Raw genomic sequence first — 12,316 nt, forward strand, 5'->3', positions numbered from 1 at the left:
TTTTAGTTTTTGTTGATGGTTTGTGGTGCTGGCTTATCGCCAAGTAAACGTTGGGTAAGGTAAAGGCCACCAAAAATGATGATAAAGGGGATCAGCGTTACAATAATGCCCACCAATATCTTTTTCCCTAAGATGCTAAAGTCTGATACTGTCATTTTTTTCTTTCTTTTTTAAATTAATAATTAATTATATCCGGGATTTTGTGTGAGTAGCGTATTGAGTTCTCTTTCTGTTTGAGGGATAGGAAACAGGATGTTTTTTGAGGAAACAGCCGATTTTTCGGGAATTTTTTTAAGGGCATCTACATAAATATTACCGCCCTGTCTTACCAGATCGAACCAGCGATGGCCTTCCTGGATAAATTCTTTTCTACGCTCTAAGAAAACAGAATCTCTAAATGCATCTGCAGATAAGCCGGGCGTTAAATCGGCAATTTTTGCCCTGGCCCTTACTTTGTTAATGGCATTGTAAGCCTCGGCGTTTGGCCCGCTGATGTTGTTTACCACTTCTGCGTAAAGCAGCAATATATCTGCATATCTGATTACAGGATAGTTTACCCCGCTTTGTGCCTGGGTATTTAAGGGGCTTAAGGTATAATCAACAAATTTGTTGAAGTATGGCGTATAGGCATTTTTAAAAACCACATATTTACCTGTTGCCGCGTTGTAAACGGAATCGTAAAAAGTGGTTTCGCGCCTGGTATCTGCAGGAGAAAAAAGTTCGTAAACACTTTTGTTGGCCGGTACATCAATGGGAAAAGTGCCGGTATTAAATGAGGTAAAACTCTGACTAAGATTTTGTACAACATTTTTTGCACCCAGGTTACTTTCAAACTGTACAGAGAAAATATGCTCGATGCCGTTCTTGGTTGCTTTTTGAAAGACATCTTTATAGTTAGGAAACAGCGCATAACCGTAACCACCGTTTATGATGGTATTGAGTTCGCTAAGGGCTTTAGGCCATAATTTCTGCGTAACATATACCTTTGCCAGCAGTGAGTGGGCTGCGCCCGATGTTGCCCTGCCTAAATCGGCTGTGCTGTAGTTTTTTGGTAAACTGGTGGCATCTGTTAAATCGGCAATAATCTGCTGGTAAACTGTTGCAGTAGCACTTCTCTTAACCAATAAATCTTCAATGTTTACACTTTTAGGTTCGTGCAGTACCAAAGGTACATCGCCGTATAACCTCACCAGGTTAAAATAAAGCAGGCCCCTTATAAATTTCGCCTCGCGTACCAGTCTGTTTTTTAAAACGGTATCTGCTGAAACATTGGGCACATTATCAATCGCAATATTGGCCTTATTGATGCCGAAGTACAATTGTTGCCATACTTTTTGTATCCTGCTATTAGAAGGGATATAGGTTGATACACCTAAAGCCCGCACATCAGGGTTGGTATTGCTCGGACTAAAAATCTGGTTATCACTGGCATTTTCTACCAATAGGTTTAACTGGCGGCCATATAAAGGGAAATCGCCGTTCGGATCGCTGTTTAAAGAGCTATAAACAGCATTAACTGAAGAAATGGCATCAGATTGTGTTTTAAAAAACTGCGAACTTACAATAACCGAACTCGGGTTTTCTTCGAGTTTTTTGCAGGCGGTAGCCATAAATATTATGATTGTTAATAACCAGATTATAGGATGGGTGATTGTTTTTTTCATCTGTATATTAATTTTATAAAGTGATAGATAGGCCAGCTAAAAAGGTTCTGGTGGCCGGGTATGTTCCAAAATCGATTCCCTGTTTGGTATTGTCATTGTCGTAAAAATTTACCTCAGGATCCAGGCCAGTGTATTTTGTAACGGTGAACAGATTTTGAACAGACACATAAAACCTTAAATTTTTAAGCTTGATTTTATTCGCCCACTCTGTTTTAAAGGTGTAGCCCAATGAAACGTTTTTAAGCTTTAGGTATGAGGCATCTTCAATTAGGCGGTCGGTTACCTGTGGTACCGGCGAATTGGTGGCGCGTGCAACAGTCGCATCCTGGTGTTGTGGTGTCCAACGGTCTAACAATGTTGCCGATGCGTTTTGGGTAAGGGTAGGGCGCTCCAAACTTTGCTGAAGCAAGTTAAACACCTTGTTACCATAAGAACCCTGAAAAAATACCGACAGATCTATTCCCTTGTAATTAAAAGTATTGTTTAAACTGCCTGTAAACTCTGGCTGTGCACTGCCCAGACTATGTTTATCGGCAGTGGTAATCATGCCATCCTGGTTGCTGTCTACATATTTTGTATCGCCAGCCTGCTGCGGTACGCCTCCAAGCAGCGGTGTGCCATTAGTAAGATCGGCCGTTTTTAAAAGTCCGTTCGTATTATAACCCCAAAAAGTACCAACCGGCAAGCCAACCTGTACAATTACGGGCGACACCTGTCCTGTTGGCGCAACGGGGAAAAAGCTTTTTACGTTTTCTCCCAGGCTTAGCACCTTATTTCGATTGGCACTAAAAATCAATGTGCTTTTCCAGTTAAAGTCGGGTGTTTTTATGTTTTCGCTATTCACAGAAAACTCAATACCGCGGTTAGATACACTTCCGATATTTTTTAGCGCGCTTGCATAGCCGGTGTATAATGGTAATGGCACATTAAGCAGTAAATCGGTTGTTTTTTTGTAATAAGCATCAAAGGCAATGGTTATCCTGTTGTTTACAAAGCCCAGGTCTAAACCTGCATTATACTGTGTAGTGGTTTCCCATTTCAGGTCGGGATTGGCAATTTGTATGGGCGATATGCCGGTAACCAGTTTTCCGCCAAGGTAATAGTTGGTTGGCGACAATGACGAGAGCGAGCTGTACGGCGGTATTTCCGAATTACCTGTTTGGCCCGCACTCAAGCGGATTTTCAGGCTGTTAACTATATTTTGGAGTGGTTTAAAAAATTCTTCATCGTTAAGATTCCACGAAACACCTACAGAAGAAAAGAATCCCCATTTATTTTCTTTACCAAGTTTGGAAGAACCGTCGGCCCTTTCGGATAAGGTAATATTGTAGCGATGCAGGTAAGAATAGTTAATACGTGCAAGAACCGAGTTAAGGCTCGAACTGCGGGCAGCTGAGTTGGGCAGGTTGGCAATACCAGCATAAGATAAATTATCAAACGTGGTTAAATCATTGGGAAACTGTTGTGCAGACGTGGTAAAAGATTTGCCATTTTCGTACTGCGTACTGTAACCCACAAGTACATTCAAGAAGTGTTTATCCCCGAAAGTATGGTTATATGTAAGGGTGTTTTCGTTCAGCCAGCTTAGTGCATTGCCAGAACCCAGGGCAGCATAGCCTTTGGTAGCATGGCCTGTAGATCCTCCTGCTGGTGAGGCTGTAAAAGATGGGGCATAATATTGCTGATTGGTGTTCAGGATATCGACCCCTGCTGTAACTTTAAGTGTTAGATCTTTTAAAATTTTATACTCGGCTGCAGTATTACCTAATATCCGGTTAAGGGTGTTTTGGTTTATAGTGGCCACTATATCCTGTAGGGGATTGGTTGGCGTTGCATTTAGGGGATTATTGATGTTATAGCTACCGTCGGCATTTTTAATTGTGGCAATAGGGCTGGTGAGGATTAAGCTTGCATAAGCATTGCTAAAGTTGATACTATTGTATGCACTGCCCGGTAATTTGTGCTCTATAGATCTGCTCCCGAAAAAATTGGCTGTAACCTTAAATTTTTCTGAAATGTCTTTCTCATAATTAATCCTTGCTGAATATCTTTTATATCCTGAATTTGATATTACACCATCCTGATTAAAGTAATTGCCCGAAATTAGGTACCTCGATTTTTCATCCCCCCCTGAAACAGAAAGCTCTTGATTAAAGATTGGTGCGTTACTTAAAGCCGAACCTTGCCAATCTGATCCTGATCCAAATGCAGCTATCTGTGCATCGTTATAAGTTTTCGATACACCATCACTTGTATTTACATCGTTTATTAACGAAGCCCATTGCGCTCCATTTAGTAAACTGAGCTTCCTTGCTACGGTTTGCGTGCCGTAATAGGCATTATAATTTACATTGTTTACACCTTTCTTTCCTTTTTTTGTGGTGATGATAATTACCCCATTGGCTCCTCTCGATCCGTAAATGGCTGTTGCTGATGCATCCTTTAGCACTTCTACCGATTCGATGTCACTTGGATTAATGGTAGAGAGTGCGTTTGAACTGGTGCCAATGGAACCAACGTTAGCATTGTCGTTATTGTTGTATACAATAAAACCATCTATAACGTAGAGCGGTGCATTACCAAATGAGATGGAATTACCACCCCTGATCCTCACCATTGCTGTACCGCCCGGTTGCCCCGAGTTTTGTGTTACACCGATACCAGAAACGCCACCTTGTAACATATTATCAAAACTTGCAGCGGGTTGTGCCAGCAGGTTTTTGGAAACCGAACCTACCGATCCGGTAACGTCGCTTTTTTTCTGGCTGCCATACCCCATTACAACAACATCGTTCAGGCTGCTTGCTTTTTCTGCCAATAGAATGGTAATCGGGCTTCCATCAACCACAATCTCTTTGGTTTGATAACCGATAAAACTTATTATAAGGGTATAGGGGAATTTTTGTCCGGTGCGGAACGAAAAGCTTCCATCGGGTGCGCTGGTTACGGCATGTGTAGTTCCTTTTATGGCTAAAACTACATTCCCGATAGGCTGTTTAGTTATCGAATCTTTTACTGATCCAATTAAGGTTGAGTTAATGATTGGGGTACTTTCATGCTGTGCGCTTGCATTTTTGGTAAACATGGCAATTGCAAGAAATACCATCAGCCTGGCGGCTATTTTTTTTCTATGGATAGATTTTTCCATATATTTATACAGTTTTATTTAATGATTTGAATTGTTAGTAAAACTTGATAACCAGAAGTGATTGGCGTTACGCTGGTTATCGAATAATATCCGGCAGGGCTTCCCTGTCGGTTTTGTTTTTTATGATAGACACTATCTCATTTTGTAAGTGTTTAAAAAAGGCTACACTTCTGCAGTTAGCCTTAGGCCAGTAATTATTTTATAAAAATTAGGGGTGATGAGCGCTGCTGTATTAGCAACAACAGGAAAGGCACATTCGCATGGAAACAAATTGTAAATGGTGCATTGTAATTTAATTTATCGTTAATATAATTAACATCATTTTGACAAATATATATAAAATTATCATAAAGACTATAAAAACTATAGAATTTATAGTTTTTATAATAAAAAGCCATTCAGGCCTAAAATAAAATTTAAGGCTTCACCAAATAAAGATCAGTAAGGAGTAATTATTCTAAGTTTTTTAATCGTGGTGCTGAGGAGGATATTCTAATTTCTTTACGCTCTTTAGGAGAGGAGAGCCTGTAAAACAACAGCCAATAAGTGATGGCCATAATCAACATACCTAAGAGCGCACTGATTATATCATTCCTTTTCATACTTGTTTCGCTACAAAAAAAATGCCGATGCGCCGATATTGACCCTAATAATTGTTTTTCTTCTTCTTTTTTATTGATTTCTTAATTTTTTAAGAACAATATTACAAATCTGATTTTCGGAAATAAGGGCTTTGGCTACAGTTTAAACAAAAAATGCCGCTAATAAACTGCTTAAAATAAGTTGCTTGATCACTTACGTAGAGAAATTTGACCGCTTTGCTGAAAACAAATGGCAATTTTTGGGATATCAAAGCTTAAATTTCGTTATATTTCCATACGCCGGAAATGGTAAGCAAAGTCAGTCCAGGTTGTTTTTCACCATAGCTGAAAACACAAATATATTTTGAATGACAAGACGGACAATCTGTTCCAAAGTACAATGTTGGTAAATCATTTACGGTCAATTCTCCAAAGTGAAGTAAGTTTATGGAGGTTTCGGAGACAATTTTATTTTTTAATAATTCATTTTTAGCTAAAACCTTTTCATTATTGTACAATTGAAAAATCGGAAAGCCTGATTCATAAAGTGTTATTTTAACGATATTTTCGTGGCCACAGTTACAACATTTGAATTTTACTTCTGCTGAGTTACCGATCTCTTCATTACTGAAGGTGTTTTTGACAACAGAGACCTGTTTTTCAATGATTATTTTTTTTGAAATGGAATACATCTAAATGATTTTATTGTGCAATAACTACGCCCACAGCTCCCGGGTATTTTCCGCTCGGATTTTTCTTAATTGTTACTTTAATATATCCTTCCTGGGCCAATTTATTCCATGTCTTTTGGTAGCCAGTCGCTGGATCTATCGGAATTTTCCACATGGTCTGCTTACCATAGCCCACCTGATTAAACCAGGGAATAATATCTGCTGTTTGGCCTTTGAAAGTTAATGAATTATTTAAAACTTCGATTTCATAATAAAAATCATAAGTATTTTCCGGTTGGTTCAAGGCTCTTTGCCCGAAGGTATACACTGATCCATTGATGATTGGACTGGTAAAACTTCCTCCCAAAGTCGGAGCTCCTGTTCCGCTGTAGGTTCCAATCGCACCACTGTATCTATCGTATTTTTGTCCCATCGTAATTGGTGTATCATCTACTGTATTGAAACCTCCGTTTGCAGGTGGCCACTTCCCGTTTAAATTGTTGTTTGTAAATAGCGTTTCCAGTTCGGCCCACTTTTGTTTCTTGTATAAATTGTAAACCTGATCCCTCATCGTCTGGCTTACAGTGTTTGAAGGATCATAGGTCGCAGCCAGTTCGTTTGCGTTTTTGTAGAATTCGGTGGTTACCGTAATTGGTGGTTCTTCTAAAAGTCCATCCTTATCTGAGCGGCAAGCCACAGACAATAATGAAATGTTTAAAAGTAGTAGGTACTTTAATAGTTTTTTCATGGTTGTTAATTTAGTTTAGTAAAATGATGGCTTTTAAAATAGATTTGTAATGAGCGTAAAATAAGACATTAAACTACGTGACTAATCTAATATTTTTTAATGATAAAAAATACAATTGTGTAATAATACTCGCTACATATTGCAGCCAAAGTGGTTTCAAATTCGATTGTCGGGCAGTTGTTCCGGCCGGCTACTGCTGATTGGCGGCAAGATAGCAGAAGGCCGGACCTATTACTGGAAAGCTGTAAATAGTATGAAAATAAACGGTTATGGTGATAAAGCTATTACAGAGGTCATTAACACGATGAATTGATAAAGATAACTGCCAATTTGTTAAATCATCATATTGCCCCTATGCTAGTCCGAGCGGATTGCAATTTAGATAAAACGTGCTGGTGCGGGTTTTTAACTCGTACCGATGTAAAAAAGCCATAGTTCTAAAATTTAGAAAGTCGCAATCTTAAACTTTCATAATTTTGAAGCATAGTAATCATAGATTATCTAAATTGCTGTAAATTAGATAACAGAACAAAATGAGCAGAAAATATATGTTTTATAACAAAGAGCACTATATTTTGTCAGCTTTGCAACTTTGTATTGGTTTGATATTTTTGTTAGGCTACAATATTTTAACATTTTGATAAAGCGTTTAGATTATTGTAAAAAGAATATAGGTATGGAAGTTTCTAAGCGCTAATGAAATGAATTATTTAAAAGAAATATTAAACAATCTAAACATTTTAAACGAAATATTAGATGAGATCGGAACCTCTCGATTGTTACTTAATAACGATTTTTCTGTCGATGAAATGTCAATGGAAGATTGGCTTAAAATTAATGTTAAGCAAAATGGGAGGAATAGGATTCCTTTAAGTTTTACATTTACAATGACGGGGTTGGAAATTAGTTTGGATAGGATAGGTGAGGCAATTGACTGGAATAACGAACAGCTCGAAAGATCAGGTAGAATGATAAAGACGGTATTGAAAAATCTCCTTGTAAGTCATATACTTGTGGAGCATTACGGTTCATCAAGAACTCAAATTAGTTTATTCGGACAAGACGGGACATGTACAAATAATTTTAAGTATCGTGAAGGTTTCTTTTTAAAAGGAAAACGAGAAGATAAACTTTATTTTCCGATCTATTCTTTAGGGAATAATGAAATTATTTGATAATATGGGTATTTCGGCAAAAGTGCAGTATGATGATTTTCCAATATCCGGAACACAATGGTTTAAAAACTGGTTTTTCCATCTATAGCAAATACGGAGAAGGGAAGGTACTGAACAATTATTTTCTATTGCTGGCCCAACATTTCCCTAAACGCAGAGATGGTCGTTATACCCGAAATCTCAACTTCGGTGAGTTTATACACTATTGGAGCGGAGCATCAGGAGTAAACCTACAGGAAGCAGCTGAAAAGGCAATTTGATGGCCTGTGGAATATGAACTTCAATTTAAACAGGCCCAAAAGGGATTTTCCTAAGTTGCCGTATACAATTGAAAGTGGTACGAGATAATTACAGAAGGCTTCTATAGTTAAAGTCTTCTGTTTTACTGTTCATTCATGTAAAAGAGAATTTATGAAGGGGTAGGAATGCCTGCGGTTAAAGGACCGATCATCGTTCAATTTGGGGGAGTTTTGTTTTTTCGTTAATTGATAGTTAGTTTGGTTAAACACGGGACGCGGTGGAAGCCGCCCCATGTTTTTCAGAGGATTGGGTTGTATAGTGCAACTACATTATTTTACTAAACTCAGCTGTAAAATTCACAGTTGATCAAAATCCGATTTAAGCAATCTGTTCCATTCTTTAATTCTATAAAAGTTATTTCTTTTTACAGTGTACATTATCGGTACTCTGAGCACTGGAATTATTCAACCTTGTAGCAATTTTGTCATATATAGTAGGTTAAACATATCGCAAAAGGTTTCAATTATTTCAGGGTAACAATTAACTCATCGCGCATTAAACCTTTAGCGTCTACTTTAATTTTTATACTGCCTTTTTTGCCATTTTGCAATGGTCTTAATATAGCTATCGCCTCGCCTCTGTATGTTTTGCAAATCGGACTATTGACACTTTCCATATCGTTCGGAGAGGCGCTGCCTGAACCAGCTATTTCCCCATCCCCAGAAACCGAAATATTAACGGGAATATCAGCATCGGGAATGGTATTACCTTTTTCATCGGTTATGAAAATTTTTACGTACGAAAGATCATTGCGATCAGCGTTGATAATACTTCTGTCAGCTGTCACCTTGATCTTGGCAGGTTTGCCCGTGGTAGCGAGTTGCTTTGACGCTACTTCTTTTCCGTCTTTAATAGCGATAGCTCTAAGTGTACCAGCCTCATACGGTACTTTGAAGTTTGCAATTAGCTTGGTATCTTCCCCTGACCTTTGTTCGCCGATCATTTTCCCATTGAGTTCGAGGCGAATGAGCGGATAATTAGAAAACACCCTTACATCCATCGTCCTGCCTTCATTACCCGTCCAATTCCAGCTTTGCCACTCATTAGGCCAGCCCCACGGGCTCACTATTTCTTTCTTTCCTTCGGGAATAGGTGCATGGACTACCATTTCTAACATGCTGTTTTCCCAAACCACATCACGATAGTGCATCTGTGGTTTCTTTGATCCTGTTAGATCAATATCTCCGCAGAAGCCATTGAACCAAGGGAATGATCTTAAAAATCCCTTATCGGGATCGTCATTCAACCTGGCATTGCCCAAGCCCGTTTCGCCAATGTAATCCATTGCCGTCCAAACAAAGTCTCCAATAACGTAGGGATTCTTTTTAACAAGCTGCCAATAGTCAAATGCTTCCTTAGCATAAGATTCCGTTCCCATCATAATCCGTTCCGGATGCTTCTGATGATCGGATTCATATTCTGAGCGCATGTAGTTATAACCGCCAACATCAAGCATCGCAAACGCTGGTATCGTTGATTCCCATTTATACCCGGCATGATCATAAAAGCTGCACATGGCTTCGGTTACAGGACGTGTGCTATCCAAACGTTTAACTTCTGCCACTAGCTCTTTTTCAATCGCCAGGCCTAAAGAATCCACCCGTTCATTGATCTCATTGCCTATGCTCCAGAATATTACTGAAGGATGGTTTCTGTCACGATAGATTAACGCTTTCAGATCTTTCTGCCACCAATTTTTAAAGTAAAGGTGATAATCCTCAGGATTCTTAGGCCGTTCCCACATGTCAAAAGCTTCATCAATAACCAATATACCATTACGGTCACAGGCATCCAGAAATTGTTTCGAGGGTGGATTATGGCTGGTACGTATCGAATTAAAGCCATTAGCTTTCATCAGCTCAACCCGGCGTTCTTCTGCCCGGTCAATAGTAGCAGCACCCAAAAATCCATTGTCATTATGCAGGCATCCACCTTTTAGCAACACCCTTTTTCCGTTTAACGTAAATCCTGTAGCAGCGTCGAAATGAATCGTACGTATGCCAAAGGTTATTTCAGTCCTGTCTGTTATTTTGCCATTACTCATCACGTCTACCTGTGCCGTGTAAAGATTGGGCTTTTCTACAGACCATGTTTTTGGTTTGTTGACGGTTATAAACTGGTCGATCTGTTTACCAGGACTTACCTTACTCGCAGGAACACTCACAGTTTCAGCAATTTTCCCGTCAGGCCCTATTAGTTTAATCAGTAGCTGTATAGGGGTTGGTTTAGTTAAAGTACTTTCAGCTATTGCCGAAATTTTGATTTTGGCCTTCTCAGCTGATGAACTTTCTGTGCTGGCCCATACGCCGTTTTGTGCTAAGTGTACTGGTTGTTTCCTGATCAGAGAGACGTGTCTGTAGATTCCAGAACCGCTGTACCAACGCGAGTTTTTTCCTTCGTTGCGTACTTTAACTGCTATTACATTAGGTTGCCCGGCTCGGTTAAGTGCCGAACTGATGTCAACATCGAATGGCGTATAACCGTATGGATGCATTGCTAACAGTTTGCCGTTTACATATACTTCGCAATTCATATATACCCCGTCAAAATTGATCACTGATTGCGTATACGGTTCACCCGCTTTAAGGGTGAAGCTTTTTCTGTACCAGGCAGTGCCTCCTTCAGTGTACCCTGTGGCAGTTGTACCAATGCTGCTTTTAGAAAACGGACCCACAACTTCTCCCAGCTTTTGGTCAGGCAGTGCCTCAATGCTCCAGTCATGGGGGAGATCGACATTTCTCCAAGAGCCATCATTGAACGCAGGTGCTTCAGCACCTGCTATATCTCCTCTATGAAATTTCCAGTTATCATCAAATAGTAATTCATAACGAAACTTTTGGGCGCTAGCAATATAGGAAACACAGCATAGGACCGTCAAAAGCATAAGTTTTATTTTCATGTTTATCGGTTATAATATGAGAGACTAAATTTAGTAAATTCTAAATAGGTTACCTAAGTTGGGGATTATTATAAAAATGGCCACTATTTTTGCTTAAAAGTGATCAATTGGCTCGTTTTAACCGGTTTTAAGGCTTATTTAAAGCCATCCGGATTCGATGTGTTTTGTATCCTAGGCAGCTTCAGCAGAGCGCTAAAGCGCCAAAGAAGGCTTTTTTTAGAAAGGGTGTAGCTGGAGTATTGATCTGTAGTTTTTTGGACGTAATGTTGCCTTGCAACAACTTTACTGGCTGGGTAATCAACGACTTCAAATCTTCCTTTTTCCGTTCGCTCTGCCTGCAGAAATGATCCATTTCTCCGCTTTACACGATCTTCCTGTAGTGATTTCGGATCTCTTTCCATCAACAGTAGCCCGCATATAAATGGCTAAAGGGCGATTTTGATAGTTTTTTTGCTCTTCAAATAGAAGAGCAAGCTAAAATTAGTTTTCATAGTACTCACCTTAATGGTTAATAAATCTAACTTCGCAGACAAATCAAATCAAGATGTTTACTCTTTAAGCATCTTGATAGTTAGTGTTTTAAGTCGTATCCGGTGAGTATTCTGAATTTCCCTCTGGAACTCACCGAATCTCTCACTTTAACTATCTAGGTGAGTGAATGGAATCGTATCCCGGAAAAGCAAAAAGCCCGCTATCATACGATTTGCGGGCTTTCGAAGCACTTTAAAACTAATTTGGCGGAGAGCGAGGCTCCCGAACCTGAGGCTAAAAAAGGCCTCTATTATGATTTAAAATAACAATTCTGAATCCACTCACCGAATTGCTCACCTTGATTTTTTACTGCAAATGCTATGACGTAAAGGTAGAAATTTTAATTAATTAAAGGAATGCTTAATTCGTGATGTTAATAATACAACCTACTGCTACTGGTCATATAATCTGATAATTTTATTTCGGAAGGAACCGAAGGGAGTCGAATCTTTCGATTTAACTGTTTGTTAATCAGCATTTTGTTGTGTATTTTTGCTTTAAGGCACCAAATACTCACCTCTATATTTTTAAATGCAAATTCTTAAATTTAAAGGTAGCAAAATGATTAAAACCTTCAAAATCATTACGTAAATTGATAC

The 12,316-nt window shown here is 39.0% G+C and carries 9 protein-coding genes; 2 read left to right on the forward strand and 7 right to left on the reverse strand.

What is annotated here, in order from left to right; genetic code table 11:
* Window positions 1-2: 2 nt before the first annotated feature.
* The 5 genes from ACN9MR_RS01710 to ACN9MR_RS01730 all read right to left on the reverse strand — a co-directional run bounded on the left by ACN9MR_RS01710 (window position 3) and on the right by ACN9MR_RS01730 (window position 6,812).
* The gene (locus ACN9MR_RS01710; RefSeq protein ID WP_167346220.1) at window positions 3-155 is read right to left on the reverse strand and encodes a hypothetical protein; all 153 of its coding nucleotides are present in this window, start codon (window positions 153-155) and stop codon (window positions 3-5) included.
* 27 nt (window positions 156-182) lie between these two features.
* Window positions 183-1,664, reverse strand: a complete 1,482-nt coding sequence (locus tag ACN9MR_RS01715) for a RagB/SusD family nutrient uptake outer membrane protein (protein WP_426327955.1) — start codon at window positions 1,662-1,664, stop codon at window positions 183-185.
* A gap of 13 nt (window positions 1,665-1,677) precedes the next feature.
* Window positions 1,678-4,812 carry a SusC/RagA family TonB-linked outer membrane protein gene (locus ACN9MR_RS01720; RefSeq protein WP_426327956.1) on the reverse strand — a complete coding sequence of 1,045 codons (3,135 nt, stop codon included), beginning with the start codon at window positions 4,810-4,812 and terminating at the stop codon, window positions 1,678-1,680.
* A gap of 856 nt (window positions 4,813-5,668) precedes the next feature.
* A complete protein-coding gene (locus ACN9MR_RS01725) occupies window positions 5,669-6,085 on the reverse strand; it encodes a hypothetical protein (protein ID WP_426327957.1) in 417 nt (138 codons plus the stop codon).
* Window positions 6,086-6,095: 10 nt separating this feature from the next.
* A complete protein-coding gene (locus tag ACN9MR_RS01730; RefSeq protein WP_426327958.1) occupies window positions 6,096-6,812 on the reverse strand; it encodes a hypothetical protein in 717 nt (238 codons plus the stop codon).
* A 701-nt stretch (window positions 6,813-7,513) separates the two neighbouring features.
* Here ACN9MR_RS01730 and ACN9MR_RS01735 point away from each other — a divergent pair.
* Together ACN9MR_RS01735 and ACN9MR_RS01740 are read left to right on the forward strand one after the other, a co-directional pair.
* On the forward strand, window positions 7,514-7,987 hold the full coding sequence (locus ACN9MR_RS01735) for a hypothetical protein (protein ID WP_426327959.1): 474 nt from the start codon (window positions 7,514-7,516) through the stop codon (window positions 7,985-7,987).
* A gap of 29 nt (window positions 7,988-8,016) precedes the next feature.
* Window positions 8,017-8,247, forward strand: a complete 231-nt coding sequence (locus ACN9MR_RS01740) for a hypothetical protein (RefSeq protein ID WP_426327960.1) — start codon at window positions 8,017-8,019, stop codon at window positions 8,245-8,247.
* 503 nt (window positions 8,248-8,750) lie between these two features.
* Here the strand turns inward: ACN9MR_RS01740 and ACN9MR_RS01745 are convergent.
* Window positions 8,751-11,171: a glycoside hydrolase family 2 protein gene (locus ACN9MR_RS01745; RefSeq protein WP_426327961.1), complete on the reverse strand. Its 2,421-nt coding sequence runs from the start codon at window positions 11,169-11,171 to the stop codon at window positions 8,751-8,753.
* A gap of 321 nt (window positions 11,172-11,492) precedes the next feature.
* Window positions 11,493-11,603 (reverse strand): hypothetical protein, encoded by a 111-nt coding sequence (locus tag ACN9MR_RS01750; RefSeq protein WP_426327962.1) that lies wholly within the window; start codon window positions 11,601-11,603, stop codon window positions 11,493-11,495.
* Window positions 11,604-12,316: the final 713 nt, after the last annotated feature.

Source organism: Pedobacter sp. R-06 (genome assembly GCF_049913135.1).
Taxonomy (GTDB): Bacteria; Bacteroidota; Bacteroidia; order Sphingobacteriales; family Sphingobacteriaceae; genus Pedobacter.